The organism is Clostridium nigeriense, assembly GCF_900086595.1.
GTDB lineage: Bacteria > Bacillota > Clostridia > Clostridiales > Clostridiaceae > Clostridium > Clostridium nigeriense.
This window is the reverse complement of sequence record NZ_LT575472.1, coordinates 1,949,806-1,969,534: the sequence shown is the minus strand read 5'-3', so window position 1 is coordinate 1,969,534 and position 19,729 is coordinate 1,949,806. Positions and strand designations below refer to the sequence as shown.

Here is a 19,729-nt window from a genome sequence, read left to right as displayed (position 1 = left end):
CTTGCTATCCTTATAATATATTGATATAATTTCCTCAACTTATTTTTATTTGGGGAGGATTTTTTATGGATTATAACGATTTGACTGATCCTTATGAAATTGCAAGATTTATTAAAAACTCTAGAAAGACCACACCTACTAAAGTTTATATAAACGGCGACTTAAGTAGTGCTGATTTTAAGGAATTAGAATGGTATGGAAGTAATAATTTCTATGTTATATTTGGTGAATATAATCTAATTAGGGAATTTATCGATACCAATATACCTTTAATAAATCATTTTAGAATTGAAAATGATAGAAAAAATTCGGCTATTCCTATGCTTAGCCTTTTGGATATTAATGCTAGAATAGAACCTGGGGCTATAATTAGAGATAGAGTAAAAATAGAAAAAAATGCTGTTATCATGATGGGAGCAGTAATAAATATAGGCTCTGAAATCGGCGAAGATACCATGATAGATATGAATGCTGTTATTGGTGCTAGAGCTAAGATTGGTAAAAGATCTCATATAGGTGCTGGTGCAGTTATTGCAGGTGTACTAGAACCTCCTAGTAATTCACCTTGTGAAATAGGTAATGATGTTTTGGTTGGTGCAAATGCTGTTATTTTAGAAGGAATTAAAATCGGAAATTCTTCAGTTGTTGCAGCTGGTTCAGTAGTAACTAAGGATGTTCCTTCAGGGGTTGTTGTAGCAGGAAGTCCTGCAAAAATAATTAAATCTGTTGATGAAAAAACCAAGAATAAAACCAGACTATTAGAGGATCTACGAAAATAAAGGGTGAAAAGCTAAACTTTTCACCCTAATTTATTTCTACATTACTTCTTGTTCATCAATTTCATTTACAGGTTCAGACTCTTCATTTTGAACTTTTTCCATTTTAGAAACAGATACTTCATAAGCAATCTTCTTAATTACTTCTGTATCGCTTACTTTCTTTTGATATTCTCTACTTTGTAGCCTTCCCCAAACTCTAATATTATCTCCTACTTCTAAGCTTTGACAGAATCTAGAGTTTCTTCCCCAAGCAATTGTAGGAATATAATCTGATTTATTATAAGCTCTATTTACTGCTAATAATACATCGGCAATTTCTCTTCCAAATGGTGTTGTTCTATAAACAGGTTCCTTACAAATAAATCCATCCAAGAAAATTTCATTAGGATTTTTACTTCTTTCTATGCAAGGTTCTATGTTTCTAGCAAAAACTGTTAATATAAGCTTATTAGATCCATCTACAAACTTATTATAGGATCTTAATTGACCATCTACTATTATATCTTTCCCTATAGATAAATCCATATTCGCTATAAGTCTCTCAGAAACCGTTATATTTAAAATATCCACTGAATCACTAAGCCTCATAACTTCCATTGAAAACGTATAAAACCCTTCCCCATACATTTCATGGCTAAATTCTAATTCTGATACTACACTTCCCTCTAAATAAATCTTGTTATTTAACATCAAGTTGTCCATCACTAACCCCTCTCTCCCTTAGTAATATTTTTTATTCCTTTGCTATTTTAACCCCACTGGATATATTTCCATTATAATACATTATATCATCATTTTTCAATATTTTTTAATTAATTTTTTATTTGTTCACCTTTTTCATTAATTATATAGTCATTATAGTAAATCATTTCTCCTACTGTCACAAACTTATATCCACCCTCTTGAAGTTCTTTTATAATTCTATCTAAATTGCCCGGAGTATATTTAGCATTGTTATGAAACAATAATATAGAACCAGGAGAGACCTTTTTCATAACTCTATTATATTCGACCTCCGCCCCTGCTTGCTTCCAATCAACAGAGTCAACATCCAATGCATTTGTAAATAGAAAATTATAAAAAATTAAACCTTCCATTCGATAGTTATATCCTCATCTACAATTAAGATTTTGTTAATTAAAGTTTTGCATATATCTTTTTTAAGTTCAAAATCTAAATTTTCAAAATTTAAACCTTTCTTAATTATATTTTCAACAGAATCAATACTATCTTGTTTTATTGTTTCTTCTTGAATCTTATTAAATATCAACTTCTTTTGATCGTCTAATTTCTTAATTTCGATATTAATATATTCCATTAAAATGTCATTAGCAGTTAATACTTTAGACATTAGATTATTAATATCTTCATCTATTTTTGAAAGCTCCATTTTGAGTTTATTAATATTAGTAGTTTGTTTAGTTTCTAAACTTAATTTAACCTTACTTAATTCCTCAATTTTATTTATAATCTTATTTTGAATTAACAATTCTAACTCTTCTGCTAAAATAGCTTTAGAATGTCCTTCGCAACCATTATGATTAGCCCTTCCTTTGCAGACCATATAGCGTTTTCCTAAATAATTTTTAACCGCACTCATACTATAAGAACACTTGCCACATTTTACAATTCCTGTTAACCAAGATAACTTACCGTAGCCACCATTGTTATTAATTTGTTTATTGTTATCTAACCTATGTTGAACTTTTAGGAATGTTTTAGAATCAATTATTCCTTCGTGGTAGCTAAGAGATGCTGTTTGTCCTTTTACGTCCTCATTTTTCCTTTTAGAACTGTTATTATCTCCATATATAAACAGACCATTAACTCCCTCAAAATCACCAATATCGTTTGTTATTATAGCACCTTTAGATTTATAATAATTGTATATATCTACATCCGCTTTAACATACAAAGAACTTCTGAGCAATCTTCCAACAGTGCTAGTACTCCATGTTCTTCCTTGAGCCGTTTTAATCCCTTCTTTGTTTAAATTTTTAACGATATCTCCTAAGGTCCTAATAGAATTTGAATATTCCTCAAACAATCTTTTAATAACTTCTAGTTGTTCTTCATTTGGTTCTAGAATGGAAGTTTTCTTACCATTAATAATTTCTGTACCTTTTTTATATCCATAAGGAACCGTCCCTCCTAAAAATGCTCCTGTTGTTCCTCTTTTATAATAATTATCTTTTATTCTCATTGATATAGTTTCACGTTCAAGTTGTGCAAATGTAGCAATGATATTAATCATAGCTCTTCCCATAGGATTAGAAGTATCTAAACTTTCTGTACACGAAATAAATTCAACTTTATATTTCTGAAACAATACAAATAAATTATTAAAATCTAATATACTTCTACTTATTCTATCTAATTTATAACAAATAACTTTGGAAATTAATCCAGCTTCAATATCTTCAACTAATTTAGTCATGGCAGGTCTGTTTATATTCTTACCACTAAAACCACTATCAGAATATACTTCAAAAGTTTCACATTCTAATAATTGTTTTTTACATAAATCTTCCTGTCCTTCTAAACTTAAACTATCTTTTTTTTCTAAAGATTGTCTTACATATATTGCAGTTTTCATGTTTATCACCCTTTGTATATTATTTATATCTTTATTTTAACTCTATTCCTACTTTAATAAATTGTAAAGTTTTTTTGCTATCTCCTCCTTGCTTTCATTATTATTTTTTACAATTTCTTCTTTTACTCTTAACATAAATTACTCCTTTCAATTAATTCTTTATATTTTATGTACTATCTTTTAATACTAGAACTTAAAAAATCACTAAAAAATAAGGCTAGACACTTATAATGCCTAACCTTTTATATGTATATTTTATAATCTCTCTGATATCTTATCTTCTAATTTACCTATTAATCCTTTAACTTCATCATCCATAACTATGAAGCTTTCTTTATTATTACTACTTATAATAGTTCCTTTTTCATCTACTTCGCTATGGGTATATGTAATTCTATGACCTATCGCATCTTTTATTATTGCAAAACCTGTTAATATTTTCATTTATACCACCTCCATTAAGACTTCTTCTAAATTAAATTCCAACTCTTGTATTAATATATCCTCACTTGTTTTAGGATTTAAATCTTCTTCAGTAAAAATAGGTATATCTTCAACACTTCCTATTTCTGGAGAATCTAATCTTACATTTTCATAACCTTTTCTTTTTGCCTTCAATTCCCATCCAAAGTTTGTACCAGCTTTTCCATATACAATAAAATAGTCTTCAAATCTTTCTATACTTGTTATTGAACCATCATACACTTGTGTAAATACATGGTACTCACAGTTAGTATTAATACATTCTTTTAAAATTTCATCAATCCATATAATGCACTCACCATTATTATTTATCACTCCCGAACCAATATCTGCAAAGTAGTATTCAGCTGTTTCATAAGCATTGATTAAACGTTCACCATAATTCATTGTATCTTGTATAGAATTTTTACTTCCAGATACACTAAAACTACCTAACACTTGTGTGTTTTGATTTAAATTAATTGGGTAACTTCTTCCCCCTTTAATACTTATTGGTACTCCTCCAGACTTGCTCTGAATCTGAAAACCGTTATCCTCATTAGATGTATCTATATCTAACACTAAAACATTGCCATTGATACCTCTAAAGATACTAGGATTGTTTGTATTTTTAGTTGAACCTAAAATAACTTGATTTGGGAAATAAGCATTCGCATAAAATTCACTATTTTCTGTTACATTTATAGGAACATTATATTTTCCTACCTTATTATACTTATCAAAAACTATATAAGAATTCTTAGTTCCATTGCTTATTTCATAACCTAACATTAAATAAGCTGTCATTGAATTAGACATATTAATGCTTTTAATAGATGAATTACTAGTATCTTCCCCACTGTAAATTGTTCCAACAGTTCTACCACTTGTGTTCCATTCGTAAAAATGCATTTTAACCTTTTCGATTTTTATTGCATTGCTACCATTAGAATTATGAGTTTCGAAAGTTCCATCTAAAGATACTGTATCACCATCGTATATTAATTTATTTCCGAAGTTAAAAGTACCATTCTCCATGTTAATCCATGACTTTCCATTAAAACTACCTAATATACCAGTCTTTATTAAGTTTGCATTTAATAGTCCTGTAGTTATAAAATCAGCAACTATTTTCCCATCCCTAGTTATTGCAGTTCCGAACTCACCATAATATCCTGTAGAAGAAAAACCAAGTCCACCATTATTCCATCTCCAAACATTTTTAGCAGTATTAATGTCTTGTGTATCCATTATTAATATTTCATTTTTTCTTACTATTACATAGCTATCTTTTAGCCCTAAATTTATCAAATCAGTTGCATTCTTCTTAGCTTCACTTAAAATAGAGTCACTAGAAGGAATTGAATCAAGCTGATTTTTAATATCTATAATAGAAGGTACTTTGTATTTATTTAAATCACTATTAGTTAATTCTATTTCAATAACTTCTTGTGAAAGTATGTCATACTTAATTTTATTAACCCTTACATTTATATTGATACCTAGTTTTTCCTCATAGACATTTACTGTATCGCCTATATAACATCTTTCTAAAATTGCATAATCTTTATATTCTTCTGTTTTGGATAAATCTAAAAAACTAATTGTATAAGTAGCTTGAATCTCATCTATGTGATTTTCTGTATATTCTTCTGTAGCTCGTCTGATTAATTCAGTTTGTGCTTCTGCAAGTGTATCGTATCCTTCATCACTATTTTCACCTTTAACTTTTATGTCTTCATATTTTATTTCTCTTGTATAAATTCTAGAATAATTCTTTATTAAAGGTGAATCTACATAGCCATCTATAGTAATTCCATCAAATCCCTTTGGTTTGATTCTAGTAACAACAGAATCAACATTGGTTTCAACTTCAAAACCTAATAGATTCTTATTAGACCTAACCTGAAATCCTCTATTAGTTCCAATTCTATTATTAATATTAATTCTATATCCACGTCTTTGAACTTCACCACCCCAACGATTTTTAAAACTTTGTTCTGTATCATGTAAAGCTCGATATAAATTCATATCTTGATAATATGCTGTATTTGTCTTTGTAATATCAGAAAATAATTCTAATTCTCTCGCATATTGTTTATTATTTATATATTCATTTGTACCATGTAACATATACTCCAAAGAAGCTTGCCCATTCAATGATGTAGGTCTTACATCTCCTAACCAACATCCTAAAGAACTATCTATGGTAATCTGTCTACCATAAACCATTACTTCATTCATGTCTTTACGAACCTTGCAAATTTTAAAGATTTCATCTCCGTATTGTTCTTTTACTTTTAAAATACCTTCTTCTACTATATGTTTATATTTCCCTGCTTTATCTACTAAAAATACCGCCTCAAAATCATAATTTAAGTTCGCCAATTCTTCGGTTGAATATATGTCTAAACATATATCATCTAATATATATTCTCCATTCGAAGTTAAAACCTTACTCTTTGGTGTCTTAGGTGAAAATAAAGCAACTTTTATCGATTTACTCAAGATTCCACACCCCCTCTATATTAAATTCTTGCTGGAAAGAAATATTTATTTTACAATAGCCATTAGATTTTAATTTAATTGCATTTAAACCTTCTTTAAGCTTTATATATTCACCAGTTTTATCTATATATCTCTTTTTATTACTCTCTATATAATCATTTTTCCCATTAATATATAACTTTTCATTTTCAACTAGGTTTATAGTTAATTTATTATTACTAATAGAAGTGTTTTCTATTACTATAGTAGTAGCAGAATCGAATCCCCTTCTTGGAATATTAGATATTATAAAATTAGGATGTAATATTAATCCTTCTATATTGCTTTTATTGCTAATATCCATTAGCTTTTCATTCTCATCTACACCATCTACTATTCTATTAGTAAGCACTCTTTCGGATGTGTATATGTTACTAAGGGCATTCTTATATAACCTAACCTTTAAGTCTATATAGCCCTTATCAGCATCTTTAGTATATAAATCGTTAGCTGGAAAAAATAATGCTTTATAAACATATCCATCTATTTCTAATACTTCATAATCTTTATTATTAAGTAGCCAACTATTTAAATAATCTAAATCTATCTTTTTAAACGCTACAGCTTTATTAGTAATTTTATTAAGTTTTTTAATCCTAATTGGTTTATAAAGATACGTTCTACCACTTGTTAGATTTTCATCTTCATAAAGCTCACGTTCTTCTATCATAAATTTATCTCTAACAGTCGAATATAATTCCTTAGAAGAAAATCCTTTATATTTAAAATCCTTCACATTTCTATCTCCTTTCTATAAAAATAAAAGATAGAAAGTAAAAGATACTCTCTATCTATAATAATTTATAAATTTTATTGATGTTTTAATTACATTGCTAGAAACTATAATCTCATTATCTCCTTTTTTTAACACTGGAAAACCACCATTCATATCAAGTAATTTGTTCTCTTTATTCTTTCCATAACACAACATTAATTCAGAATTGATAGTAACTTCTTCTATTACATTATTTATAGTAAATGTATCATCGTTAACAGTTACTTGGATATTACCATCTCCATAGAATTTTAATTCTGGAGGTGCTTCAAAGTCACCTTGATTGGTAATTATATATTCATTCTCTAACCATGACCTAGAAAATACTGATAAATCTTGAAGAAAAGGCTCAACTATAAAAGTAACTTCAAATTCACCATATAGTCTTAACTCTTTTGAAATATCTCCAAAAACTACACGCTTTACAATATAACACTTATCCTTTCTATCATATAGTAATCTATTATCACTTATTTCGCTTAACCATACTTCTGCTTTTTTGAATCTACTCCAAAAAAAATCACTATCTAACATCTTAAATCTAATGCTGATTTCTCTATTTTTATATGTACCTTTCTTAATTATTAAGCTTCCATTTCTACCTTCTATCTCTACTTCTTCAACATCTTCGTTTAAGCAAGGTATGGTTGGGTAGGATGAAACTAATAGACCATAATAGCTTGACTTTTTTCCATTAAACATTATTTCAAACTCTTTTAAATCAACGGTTTGATACGGATTCATATATTGAGGTATAGTTCCAGTTGTGCTTAATTTCCCGTATTTACTTAACATCTAATCCCCCCTTAGTACACAAATCTAACATCTTTCATTTCTAATTTATTCAACTCATTTTTCATTTCACTTGCTGTTGCTCTTGCCAACTCTCTAGCTGTTATAAATATTTGAATTGGTCTACTAGCTATCTTATCCATCTTATCCCATAGAATATCTAAAGGTATTATTCCTTCAGCGTTATTTCCTTGACCTTTATTTGCATCACCAACACCAATTCCGTTTCCTAACACTGTCTTTTTAGTAAATATAGCACCTTCGGAATACCAGTCTACATTTAATCTTGGAACAGATGGTGGTTTTAAGCTAAATGAACCAGTTAAATTAAAGTGAGGTAGTTTTATATGTGGTATCTTTATTTCTGGCAATCTTAAATTAGTAAAGAATCCTTTTATAGACCCTATTACATCAGACACCTTTTCCTTCATACTGTTAAATTTATTTGTTACACTATTAACCGCTGATTCTATAGCCCCAGTTATAGATGTTTTTATACCTTCAAAGGTAGATGATAACCACTCACCCAATTGCCCAGCTTTTTCTTTAACTGTATCCCAATTTTTCCAAAGTAAAACGCCAATTGCTATCAATGCTGTTATAGCGATAATGACTAACCCAATTGGACTTGTTAAAAAAGTAAATACTCCAGCTAATGCACCTATCGCAGGAGTTGCCGCTGTTGCACCAGTCGCTACTACTCCAATTGCTCCGCTAACTGTAGAAAAAACTGTTGAAACCCCTCCAATAACTTTAGCTATATTTCCACCTACCGTTAATAATGGTCCCAATACTGCAACAAATCCAAGTATTTTTAATATAGTATCCTGTGTTCCTTTATCCATATTTAAAAATGCATCTGTAATCTTAGTACCAAATTCAGTTATTTGTGTTAATACTGGTGTTATTTTTGCCCCAAGTTCTGCAAACTTCATCTGTAATTCTTGTTGAGCTTCAGCATTTTTAATTGTTTCTTCATTATTTTTCCTATACTCTTCATTTAAACCCGCCATGCCATTTTTAGCAAGAATATCTAAAGCATATTGTTGAGCAGTTCCATTTTTAGTTGCGTCTTGAAGTCCTGCATTAAAAACATCTAGATTAATTCCTAGCCTTTCTAACAATTCTCCATATTGTCCTGTTGCTTGTCCCGTTGCTAAAGTTTCTTGTAAACTATCTGCCAAAGATTCTATTTTTAATGTATCTGGAAATTTAATTATTGCTCCACTTAAGTTATCTACGGCTTGTTGCATTTGCGTTTCTGTAAGTCCACTACTTAATAAGTTAGATAAAGCCTCAATACTACTATCTGCTTCTCCCGTTATTGCACTTAAATATTTAAATTGTGAGTTAGTTTTTTCAACACTTGCTCCAGCACTATTTACATTCGCTTCTAGTTTAGATAAATCCATTCTTAACTCTTCAGTTCCCTTTGTAAGCAATCCAAAGGCTACCCCTATTGGAGCAGTCACTTTTGTTGTTAAATTTCCACCTATATTGGTTAACTTGCTACCAAAATCACCAATCTTTTTGCCAACATTACCTAAAGTTTTACTTACATCTCCTAATCCTTTAGAAAACTTACTAAATCTACTTTCTGCCTTTTCTGCTGAATCCGATGTTTCCTCGAATTGGCTATCCAACTTTTTTAATTGTTCTAGAACATCTTTAGAATCAAGCTTTATACTACTTTCCAACTGAAAAACATCTGCCATTATAAAACCTCCTTTCTAAAAAATAAAAGAAATCTACCCGAAAATACTGGATAAAATCTCTTCTACATCATTTCTTATTTTCTCTTTATTAATTTCTTTGTTTTTAGTAATATTATTTCTATTGGAATAACCTAATTCTTTCTTGTATTCCATATAGTCCATTGGAGTACCATTAAACTGTAATAACAGATTATCTAGTATGTATCTTGAATATGTTCGCTCTTCAAAGTAATCATTTATAGCTTCTTCTATTATTTCTAAACTATATTCTAAATCCATATTTTCTATGTAGTTAAAGCAACCAGATTTAAATAAGATAATCCTTAAACTAACGTCTAACTCTTCTAACTGGTTGCTTAATTGAAAAAACCAAATAAATATCTAACTGTTTTAGATTTTCCTATCTCTTTTAACATATCAACAGTTTCTTCCAATCCTTGATTTTCTATCTCTTTTATTTGTTTATCAAAGATTTTAGCTAGAGTTCTATTTATTTCTTTTTCTGCTAAAGGCATTTTAGAAACGAAATCAAACAGTAAATCTGCACCATGTTTCATTGTGGTAGATTGTATTTCTATTAAATTACTACGAATTTCTTCGTGCTCAACTAATACATCATCACTAATTTTCGTCTTTTCGTCATCAGATAAATTTAAGTAATTTTCTTTTCCTCCTACTTTTTCTATGATTAAAGTTTGTAGTTTTAAAGTTTCCTTTTGCTTTCTTTGTTCAACATTCATATACATTTCTATTAAAGAAATCACACTATCTTTCATTCCCATTTTATTTATAATTCTTATTATTTCAAATCCTTCTAATGTGTTAATTCTTACTTCATTATTTTTATCTATCATATAAATACATCCTTTCTCTTAAAAAAATCATTTTAACTTTTATTTAAATCTACAAATTACACCTTATAATTAAAAGTTAAAATCATTTTTTGTGTAATTTGCATTAAAAAAGGATAGAAATTAATCTATCCTTAAACTGTCTTCTTAGGCATATAAATTTTAAAAGGTTTTTCAGTATCATCCTCAAAGCTATAAGCTCCAATAAACTTCATAGATGCCGAAGCCTCATCTTTATCTTTCATTTCAAAAGAAATTCCTTCTGGGTTATAACTATTAAATATATGGATTACAATAGGTTCATTACTTTTATGTTTTTTACCTACTATTAATAAATCTTTATAATCACCATCTAAAATATCATTGCTAGGGGAATAAACATCAAACTTAGTGCTTTCGTTACTTTCTTTTTTAATTAAAGATGCAGTAAGAACTTTTTCATTAAAATCTAATATGTCAGCTTCAGCGGAAACATCCCACTTTAATACTCTCTGCATTCCTTTAACTTTTCTTTCTAAACTGCCAGCATATTCAATATCTCTAATTTCAGGTTTGGCTTCAAACTTTAAACTAGATTTAATAAGTCCCAATTCTTGCCCTTTAATACTAGCCATTAAATTATCTAATGTGGATATATCAAACTCTCCATAGTAAATAACTCCGGTATCTACAACTATATTCATTTCATCAGCCATTTTCATCATTCCTTTCTTTTTAATAATTTAAAATATAAAATTGTAAAACAATATTTAATTTATCTCCATCTAAATATGAAATATAAAAAGCATTTTGCTTAACAATCCTCGCATTAGCACTTTTAAAATAATGTTTGTTAAACACGACCTCAAAATTTTTCGCTAATTTTTGCATTTCAATTTTATTGTCTTTTAATCCAACTAATCTTAATTCTAGTGTCATATCATCTCTATAAGCATTATCTTGAATTGAATCTCCAATCTTTGCGACAATACCTATAAAACTTTTAAAATTAAAATCTGATGGAAGTTCATCTAAAAAATAATTATCATTATTTATTAAATTCTTTACTTCTTCTTGTATAATTTCTAAATCTATTATTATAAAGCACCTCCTTAACTATCTGTCTTTTCAAGATGCTTCTTTAATATTTCTACAACTTCATCATGATTATCTCTTAATGTTTGTCTCAGATAACTTGTGTTTTCAAATTCAACTTTTGGAGCATAAATTAAATCACTTCCCCAAACTATGGTTGTATTCGAGCCCTCACCTTGAACTTCTGTTCCTATACTCTTTTTTAAATTTCCTGTTTTAACTGGTGTATTAGCTTGTATATTAGCTAACTCCGTAATGGATATTTCCTTTGATGCATGGGCTATTAAATCCTTATATTTATTCATTGTTTTTTTAATATTATTTACTTTTTTCATTTAACACCTCAACATCAACTTCTAATAACGCATATATTTTATAGTCAATCCAATTGATTTTCTTTTCTATTTTATAAGCTTTATTATCATATACGAGTATATTATTTACTAGTATATTTTCATCTGTAAATAATTGAAGATTAGATTTTACATCTTCTCCCCAAGTATATTTTAAAGCTTTTTCATCAATAGGTTGAATATCTCCATAGAACACCTTGTTCTTCTTATACACTTCAATAAGCTGACCTATTTTATTCTTAACCTTAGTCTTTATTGTTAGATATAATTCTTTATCATAAAAGAAGTTCATATTACCACTTCCTTAAATATGGCTTAGGCAATAACATTTTTATGTTATCTGATAACGAACCTATTCCAACATCTTTATATGTAACGCTTCTTGCCCCTTGAGTCATTGAAGTAATATTTGAAGGTTGATTCATTCTTTCCTTAAATTCTTCTGTAGCAATTATTATCGCTTCAGCAAAATTACTGATTATATAAGAATAATCAAATTTATCATTATTTAAATAAAGCTGTATAGATTTCACTACAATACTATTTATTTGTTCATCGGTTAACTTCATAAAATCATTCTCTCCTTAAAAATAAGGATAGGAGAAATCTCCCACCCTTTAGATAATTCTAAGCTTGAGCAAACTCAACGTAAGCCATAGATATAGCTTCAGTTCTTAATGCAACTTGTCCATAAACAGTTAATCCTTTTACGAAGTCACCAAAATTAGCTTCTCTTCTACCAGCTTCGACCTTATCTATTTCTAAACCATGTCCTAAAGCTGATTTATGTAAACATAAAATTACGTTAGCTGGTACATCTTCGCTTTGTATAACAGTCATACCATTAACAGAAGCCCCTTGGACTACTCCATTTTCTAACACAGTATAATTTCTTGCAAATCTATCATCTTTTGCTAGTTCTTGTACGTATTCTGATGAAGCTATAACAAATCTATTTGCAACTGGTACTTTCTTCTTAGATAATTTAACTCCTAAATCTACTATTAAGTCATAAACCGGCTTAGTTTTTAAGTCAATCTTAGCTGATGTTGAACCTATTTTATTTCCTGCAACACATTTAGCAACCGCTTCTGCAAAGATATCCTTATCAATTGTTTCTTTCATTTCGTAACCTTTTTCTTTAGCTAAAGTTGTTAAAACTTCCCCTCTAGCTTGTGCTTTATCTACATCATTCAATTGAATTGCAAAATATTTCTTCTTATCATAAGTTAAGTCTATTGGAGTAGTTGTAGCATCATCAAAAGAAATATCTCCTCCTGTATAATCCTTTAAAGTTCCTCCTGAAACTCTATTAAATATTGCCTTTCCCCCTGAAACTTCTGTTGGAGGTGTAGTAATTAAATTTGCTACTGAAACCCCTCTAAACTCTGTAATTAATGCTTGTTCCCATACCGATGGGATAAAACTTGCTATTGACATAAAAAAATTCCTCCTTGATTTTAAAATATAGTAGGTATAATCTTGTTCTTTAAAGTCTTTAAAACATCAACCTTATGGAAAAAAAGACATAAAAAAAGACCAAATAAAAAACTCTTATTTAGCTTCTATATATTTTTGATAATTTTCTGGAGTAGGATTATTTAAATAATCATCCCAAGTTACTCCAGTTACTTTATTATTAGCAGGTGGTGTATAAGTATTATCACCTATTCTTTCTTTTACTTTTGTTTCAACAGAACCTTGTAATATCTTTTCTAACTTACTTATATTAGATTCAATTACTTGCTCATCATCATTTAGAACGAAGTCTACCAAATCTGATGATAATCCTTTTTCACTCAAATATTTAGTGTATTTATTAGATAATTCTGCTCTTGCCTTTTCTTTTTCTAGTGCATTAAACTTTGCTTGTAATTCCTCAAGTGCAATTTGCTCTGGTGTTTTATCCTTGTTGCTTGCCTTTTTTAGTTCCTCCTCTATAATAGAAGGTAAACTATTTTCTTTAAAAGTATTAATCCCCTTAGAAACTTTCGCATCCAACGTAGATGTATAATATCCCTTTATTTCTTTATTGTTAGCTAACAAATTTTTAAAATCTTCTAATGTTACTTTACTAACATCAAACTCAGAAGACTTTGCAAAATCTTCAATTCCTAATATAGTTTCGTTTATATCTCTATTATCCTCTATATCCTTTAATAATTCTAACAGTTCACTTTTCTTCATTTATTTATCTCCTTCCACCTTCCTAGTGTTCTACCTAAGAAGTATTAAATTTTACATAAAAAATAGACCTTATAGGTCTTGTTCTACTTTCCAATCTTGGTATGTTTTATAATTTATTCTTTCTTTAGTTATATTATTTAATCTTGTCTTCGGTCTATAATCTTTAGAAGGTAAACTAATTAATGTACTTCTACAGTTTGGATGAAGTGGCGTTACTGGTTTATTGGTGTCATCATATTTAAAAACCTTACCATCTAATCCACTGCAAACTTTACTAGTTCTATCATCTAGTGTGGCTGAAAATAATTGATACTCTATATTATTCTCTTTAGCGAAAACTTCATTAGCTTGCTCCATAACTCTAGCAGTTTCTGTTCTAACTAATCTCTTAGTGTTAAAAGCATTTGAATTATATTTATCTTTTATAATCTTCTCAATATTATTTAAATTAGTTTCGCCATTTAAAAACTTCTTAACTTCTAGTTTTAATGTTTTTGCTACTTTATTTTTATTATCCCAGATTCTATCACTAAAGATTTTCCCCTCAATAGTATTATTAATTATCCTATCAAGTTGTTTATCTGAGACTTTTTTCAAAGTAAAATCTAATCCTAAAGACATGACATATGAATTAGAATAATATTTATCCAATGTAACTTCTTTTAATACTTTAGTAACTTTATCCATCTCAGCCTTAGCTTCATTTTTAAATATATCATTAATCTTATCTTGTAACTTTTTATTTAGCTTAAGCTTTTCAGTAGATGTAAGATTTAAGCTATCATTTTCTACATTATAAGATAGTATTACTTTAGCCACTTCATTTAAGATTTTATCTCTATTATCTTTATGCAGTTTTAATATTTTATTTATTTCAGAATCACTTAAGTTGTATAATTCTTCATTTAGTTTTTCTGTAATTTCTTTAGCTAATTTTTGATTCTGTGTTAACTTCATCTTCATCACCTAGCTTATCTAAATCTACTGTTCCTTCAAAATCCTCTTGCAACTCTTTCTTTATTTTATTCCCTTCAGAGATTGGATTTTCTATGAAAGGTAATAATGAGCGTTTAGTTTCTCTACTTACTACATTATCAGGAATCTTAGAAATTATATCAGCAATCTGAGTAGTGTCAACTGGAATATTAGGAGTAAATTGAATTTTAATATTGTTGCAATCAAATATCTTTCCTTCGAGAATTTCAACAAATCTAAATAGACATTTTAATCTAGTTTTAATTAAATTACTCATAGCCTTTTCATTCAACTTGCACTTCGCTTCCAACTGAAATAATCTACTTCTAAGTGCTATTCCAGATAAATTTGATACCATTTGCTCATTATTGTTTATATGATTAGTTAAGCTATAAATCATATCTACTTGTCTGTCCATCGTATTTTTAACGAAGGTGTCGTTTATATTCTTTATTAACCACTCTGCACCTTGCTTTGACTTATCATCAAAACTAAATATTACATTATCTCTTGTTATTGGTTGAGTTTTATTTCCCTTATCATCAGTTTCTTCTAAATTTACACCCCATAATTGAAGGATAGCATTTCTAAAATCGCTTATCTCACAACTAATGTCTGAAAAGTTAGTCTCATATGCGTCCTGAAGTGTTTTTATAGTTTTATATATTGTCTTTTTACCATCTAAAGTCCCTACAAAAGCTACTCCAACTGGTACAAATCCAAAGATATTTAGCGTTGGCTCTGCAACTTTATTAAAACCTTCATTAAAATGATATATAGCTTCTTTAGAATAAACATCTATATATGTTTTTTGATTTACTCCTAAACCTCTAGTAAAAATATGTAAGAAATATTCAACATCTCCCTCTTCATCAAAATACACATAGCCATTTTTAGGAGTTACTATTCTTTGCTTTATTATATGGTCTTTTATATAGTTAATTTCAAAAACTGCTCCAAACTTAACAAGCTCAATTCCTAAATTCACGTCATGGTCAATTTTCTTATTACTTAAAAACTTATCTATGTAACTAATAGGCTCTTTGTCTCCATCTTTAGCAGTATAAGTTATATCGTTAGCAAAGGAATAGCTAGTTTCTTCATCCACTAATTTCTGAACATAATTAATATTAATTTTAAGGTTACTTCTACCTTCCATTGGTTTGAAATTTTTTAAAGAATCAGTTTCACCGTAGTAATAATCTTCTATTTTATTAAATATATGTACTCTATTTAAAAAGTCATCGTAACACTCTTTAACGATGTTTAAATCCATTTTTATTCCTCCTTTCTATCTATAAAGTTTTCTTATATCATAGACTTTTAATTTCCCTATAACCTTAATTTCCTTCAACCTATTTACACATTCAGCAACAATGTCAGGAAAGTCATCATGTACACTATAACTTTGTCCTTGGAAATCTAATAACTGTTGGACGGCTTCTTTACTATCTTCACAATCTTTATTAAATATAACTTGTCCATTATTTACAGAGTCTACAATAGTAGAAATCTTTTCATCTTTATTTTTCCTTTGCATTTCATTTATCCATATAAATCTTCTATTTCTTAATTTAATATTTTGTGCTATTAATTCTTTGATTTTAACTATATCAGCACCTTGATATGTATTCTTTTCTACGTATATATAAACTACATCTTCATAAGCCTCCAAAAGTTCTATAACCTTTTTACAGTAACTATTAAACTCTAGTTTTTGCATTACTATATATCTTATATAAGTAAAATTATTAGAATTATTAGAACCTACTACCATTGCAGTATAATCAGACTTTTTATTAGTTGTTGAAGCTGGATCTATACAAAGCATTGTTTTAGAGTAATTTATGTCATCAAAGAATTCTTTATGTTCTTCTCTTACAGATTTAAACCACTTCTCACCTATAGAAGTTGCATCATTCATAAGCTCACTCATAAAGGATATTCTATTTTCCCAGTATGGAATAGCTAAATCATTAAAACAATCCCATTTTTCATCCCATAATGTTGGGAATTTCATATTTTCTTTATTCTTTATATAGAAATCTCTAGCAGTTTCTTTAGAGTCTTCATCTTTATCATTAAAGTAAATCTTTTTGCATTGAATCCACAAATCTGACTCAAATATATCTTCTACAGTTTCATCATCTTTTAATATAATTGCTTTCTTTAATACTGTTTTATATTCCTTGTTTCTACTTAATTTACTCATTAAGCAATCTATATGTAAAACTGTACCTATAGCTATTATTTTTGTTGCAGCCTTAATTTTTTCACCATTTCTATATACTGCTTTATCTCCAACTTGCTCTATTTCTTTAGTCCATCTATTGTATTTTTTAGTCCTTGCATCATCCGTTAATATATCTTTTTCGTCTTGGTAATCATCAGCTATAACCACACTAGGTCTTACCCCTTTAAAATTAGCACCTCTTACTGAACTAGCAGAACCTACGGCTCTAATATACATTCCATTAGTAAACTCTATTTCATTAGCATTTACTTTAAATTTTTTATTATTTATAAATTGACCGAAACTTTCTATTATAAGTTGATTTTCTTTAAATACCTTCTTTATAGAATCTACAAATTGAACTGCATCATCATCTTTCTTAGCTCCTATTAATGTAAATTTTGATTTTCCATAGCATATCAGCCACACGGACACAGCTAAATCAAAGATTGTAGTCTTGGCAAATCCTCTCGGACATATTATATTTAATTTATCATGCCTATCTCTTATAAAAGTGTCATTTGCTAAATCCCACATTTCATAATGCGTTGCAGATAATTGTCTAGCTTCATTACTATCTTTAACAACAAATGTATCACTCATGAAATATAAGCAGAAAAATCCAATATCCTTTTTACCCAATGATTTAGCAATTGTATTTAAATCTTTACTGTTTTTCTTAAGCGTCTTTGATGCGATTTCTTTATTATAATGTTTCGTAAGATATTTATTTAAAATATAAATTTTGAATTCTATATACGTAAATTCTTTATTATCATAGTAAATTATTTATACCACCTCCTATTTTATACAAAAAAAGAACTAGTAAAACCTAGCTCTCCAATTGATTAATATATTTATAAAATGTACTTCTCCCTATTCCTAACATCTTAGAAAAATTAGTAGCAGACATCTTTCCATAATCGCCATTTTTGAATTTCCTATATTCCTTAATAAACTCTTCTGGTACATCCGAAGTAGGTCTTCCAATTGCATTACCAGTTTTAGTAGATACTTTTTTACCTTCTTTATTTATCGGCATTGCTTCAATTCCTTGATTTATTCTTGCTACTGTCTTCTCCCTCTCTTGTTCTGCTATATGTGCTTTTAATGTAATAAATATATCAGCAATCATATTATAAATACCGCCATCATTAACTTTATTCCACTCGTTTAAATGTGGGGTATCTAATGCAATAACTCTAATACCTTTAGATTTTAATTGCTTAAATTCCATTATAACATCATCTGCATTTCTTCCTAGCCTATCTATATCTGTTATTATCAAAATATCGTCTTCTCTTAATTTAGCCTTAAGTTCGCTGTATTTAGGTCTATTATCTGCTTTAATAGTACCACTAATTCTTTCTTCTATTATTTCATCATATTTAAAATTGTTTTCCTTTGAATAGTTCTCTAAAGTTAGTTTTTGTCTGTCAGTGGTTTGTTTTTCTTTCTGTGTGGAAATTCTCATATAACCAAATATCATTCAATACACCTCAACTTAAAAAAATATTAAGAAATTTTATAGGAGTTATCGCCAGTAAATTCAACATTCCTATTTTAGAACCCACCCCTATTTATTTCTTAATATAATTATATACTATCTTTAGATGTATGTCTATAAAAACTATAATTTATTTCGTAGACAAAAATATTTTTATAAACCCTTTATTTATCGTATATATAAATGATATATGTCTATCAAATAATTGTCTATTAAATCAATTGTTTTTTTAGACAGTAAACTAAGCTATATTATCCTTATCTTCATCATTTATAACCTCTGCTATTATATCATCTATATCAATATCATTATTATTTTTATTATCGGTTATAGATTGTTCTATTTTACTTGTAGGCTTACCTATAATATGCTCTACTAAAAACTCTAAAGCATTTAATTTAACGTTGTCCGAAGATGAATTCATAGCTAAAGTATGTATCTTATCTAAATATGTCTCAAACTTATTTAATATCTTATCTTGTCCTCGTTTTTTTATTTCTTGTCTTTGTTTGTCAAGTTCTGCCTTAAACTCTTTATCATCCAACCAATTATATATAGCCTGTCTACTTGCTGGTAACATCTTAGCAATCTCTGTTATTTTATTACCTTCTATTAATAAATTTATACACTTATAATGTTTTTCTCCTAGTACCATTTCTATATTCACCTCCATTTACATACTTTACAACAAGCGGGATATATTTCACCCCACCTATATAGGTTTAATATCATTAGAACTTCAGTTCATTATCTATATTTTTTGCTAGTTTTTTTGAATTTATCTTAACCTTAATAGCAGTTTTCTTCATCATTTTTTCTATTTTGCTCCAAAATCTTTCTAAAGATACTATATTTTCTTTCATTCTTTATTCACCTACCCTTT

The 19,729-nt window shown here is 28.4% G+C and carries 23 protein-coding genes and 1 pseudogene; 1 reads left to right on the top strand and 23 read right to left on the bottom strand.

Features of this window, described 5'->3' with window-relative positions:
* Positions 1–65 precede the first annotated feature (65 nt).
* Positions 66–779: a 2,3,4,5-tetrahydropyridine-2,6-dicarboxylate N-acetyltransferase gene (dapD, locus tag BN6774_RS09410; protein WP_066892967.1), complete on the top strand. Its 714-nt coding sequence runs from the start codon at positions 66–68 to the stop codon at positions 777–779.
* 36 nt (positions 780–815) lie between these two features.
* Here the strand turns inward: dapD and BN6774_RS09405 are convergent, their stop codons facing one another.
* The 23 genes and pseudogenes from BN6774_RS09405 to BN6774_RS18980 form a co-directional block, all read right to left on the bottom strand.
* Positions 816–1,481 carry a single-stranded DNA-binding protein gene (locus BN6774_RS09405; RefSeq protein WP_066892965.1) on the bottom strand — a complete coding sequence of 222 codons (666 nt, stop codon included), beginning with the start codon at positions 1,479–1,481 and terminating at the stop codon, positions 816–818.
* A 110-nt stretch (positions 1,482–1,591) separates the two neighbouring features.
* A pseudogene (locus tag BN6774_RS09400) lies at positions 1,592–1,831 on the bottom strand (deacetylase); the annotation flags it as partial.
* 32 nt (positions 1,832–1,863) lie between these two features.
* On the bottom strand, positions 1,864–3,375 hold the full coding sequence (locus BN6774_RS09395; protein ID WP_066892961.1) for a recombinase family protein: 1,512 nt from the start codon (positions 3,373–3,375) through the stop codon (positions 1,864–1,866).
* 255 nt (positions 3,376–3,630) lie between these two features.
* Positions 3,631–3,819: a hypothetical protein gene (locus tag BN6774_RS09390; RefSeq protein ID WP_066892959.1), complete on the bottom strand. Its 189-nt coding sequence runs from the start codon at positions 3,817–3,819 to the stop codon at positions 3,631–3,633.
* Entirely contained in the window at positions 3,820–6,345 is a 2,526-nt protein-coding gene (locus BN6774_RS09385) for a phage tail spike protein (protein WP_066892957.1), read from the bottom strand.
* On the bottom strand, positions 6,338–7,120 hold the full coding sequence (locus BN6774_RS09380; protein WP_066892955.1) for a hypothetical protein: 783 nt from the start codon (positions 7,118–7,120) through the stop codon (positions 6,338–6,340). Before BN6774_RS09380 ends, BN6774_RS09385 begins: the two co-directional genes overlap by 8 nt.
* 51 nt (positions 7,121–7,171) lie before the next feature.
* A complete protein-coding gene (locus tag BN6774_RS09375; protein WP_084766961.1) occupies positions 7,172–7,954 on the bottom strand; it encodes a phage tail domain-containing protein in 783 nt (260 codons plus the stop codon).
* A gap of 11 nt (positions 7,955–7,965) precedes the next feature.
* On the bottom strand, positions 7,966–9,666 hold the full coding sequence (locus BN6774_RS09370; RefSeq protein ID WP_066892953.1) for a phage tail tape measure protein: 1,701 nt from the start codon (positions 9,664–9,666) through the stop codon (positions 7,966–7,968).
* 33 nt (positions 9,667–9,699) lie between these two features.
* Positions 9,700–9,945, bottom strand: a complete 246-nt coding sequence (locus tag BN6774_RS09365; protein WP_066892951.1) for a hypothetical protein — start codon at positions 9,943–9,945, stop codon at positions 9,700–9,702.
* A 77-nt stretch (positions 9,946–10,022) separates the two neighbouring features.
* Positions 10,023–10,520 carry a hypothetical protein gene (locus tag BN6774_RS09360; protein ID WP_066892949.1) on the bottom strand — a complete coding sequence of 166 codons (498 nt, stop codon included), beginning with the start codon at positions 10,518–10,520 and terminating at the stop codon, positions 10,023–10,025.
* 131 nt (positions 10,521–10,651) lie between these two features.
* Positions 10,652–11,212: a hypothetical protein gene (locus tag BN6774_RS09355; RefSeq protein WP_066892947.1), complete on the bottom strand. Its 561-nt coding sequence runs from the start codon at positions 11,210–11,212 to the stop codon at positions 10,652–10,654.
* A 19-nt stretch (positions 11,213–11,231) separates the two neighbouring features.
* On the bottom strand, positions 11,232–11,435 hold the full coding sequence (locus BN6774_RS09350) for a hypothetical protein (protein ID WP_066892945.1): 204 nt from the start codon (positions 11,433–11,435) through the stop codon (positions 11,232–11,234).
* A 173-nt stretch (positions 11,436–11,608) separates the two neighbouring features.
* The gene (locus BN6774_RS09345) at positions 11,609–11,926 is read right to left on the bottom strand and encodes an HK97 gp10 family phage protein (RefSeq protein WP_066892944.1); all 318 of its coding nucleotides are present in this window, start codon (positions 11,924–11,926) and stop codon (positions 11,609–11,611) included.
* Entirely contained in the window at positions 11,910–12,236 is a 327-nt protein-coding gene (locus BN6774_RS09340) for a hypothetical protein (RefSeq protein WP_066892942.1), read from the bottom strand. Before BN6774_RS09340 ends, BN6774_RS09345 begins: the two co-directional genes overlap by 17 nt.
* A 1-nt stretch (position 12,237) precedes the next feature.
* Positions 12,238–12,513 carry a hypothetical protein gene (locus BN6774_RS09335; protein ID WP_066892940.1) on the bottom strand — a complete coding sequence of 92 codons (276 nt, stop codon included), beginning with the start codon at positions 12,511–12,513 and terminating at the stop codon, positions 12,238–12,240.
* A gap of 58 nt (positions 12,514–12,571) precedes the next feature.
* Complete coding sequence (locus tag BN6774_RS09330) at positions 12,572–13,384, bottom strand: phage major capsid protein (RefSeq protein ID WP_066892937.1); 813 nt, start codon at positions 13,382–13,384, stop codon at positions 12,572–12,574.
* Positions 13,385–13,498: 114 nt separating this feature from the next.
* On the bottom strand, positions 13,499–14,131 hold the full coding sequence (locus BN6774_RS09325) for a DUF4355 domain-containing protein (RefSeq protein WP_066892935.1): 633 nt from the start codon (positions 14,129–14,131) through the stop codon (positions 13,499–13,501).
* Positions 14,132–14,200: 69 nt separating this feature from the next.
* On the bottom strand, positions 14,201–15,094 hold the full coding sequence (locus BN6774_RS09320) for a minor capsid protein (protein ID WP_066896575.1): 894 nt from the start codon (positions 15,092–15,094) through the stop codon (positions 14,201–14,203).
* Positions 15,057–16,382 carry a phage portal protein gene (locus tag BN6774_RS09315; protein ID WP_066892933.1) on the bottom strand — a complete coding sequence of 442 codons (1,326 nt, stop codon included), beginning with the start codon at positions 16,380–16,382 and terminating at the stop codon, positions 15,057–15,059. The genes BN6774_RS09320 and BN6774_RS09315 overlap by 38 nt, the downstream gene beginning before the upstream one ends.
* Before the next feature lie 15 nt (positions 16,383–16,397).
* Complete coding sequence (locus tag BN6774_RS09310) at positions 16,398–18,128, bottom strand: phage terminase large subunit family protein (protein ID WP_066892931.1); 1,731 nt, start codon at positions 18,126–18,128, stop codon at positions 16,398–16,400.
* 43 nt (positions 18,129–18,171) lie between these two features.
* Positions 18,172–18,828 carry a recombinase family protein gene (locus tag BN6774_RS09305; protein WP_066892929.1) on the bottom strand — a complete coding sequence of 219 codons (657 nt, stop codon included), beginning with the start codon at positions 18,826–18,828 and terminating at the stop codon, positions 18,172–18,174.
* Positions 18,829–19,087: 259 nt separating this feature from the next.
* Positions 19,088–19,519, bottom strand: coding sequence for a helix-turn-helix domain-containing protein (locus BN6774_RS09300; RefSeq protein ID WP_084766958.1), 432 nt, complete (start codon positions 19,517–19,519; stop codon positions 19,088–19,090).
* Positions 19,520–19,577: 58 nt separating this feature from the next.
* Positions 19,578–19,709, bottom strand: coding sequence for a hypothetical protein (locus tag BN6774_RS18980; protein WP_268873137.1), 132 nt, complete (start codon positions 19,707–19,709; stop codon positions 19,578–19,580).
* Positions 19,710–19,729 lie beyond the last annotated feature (20 nt).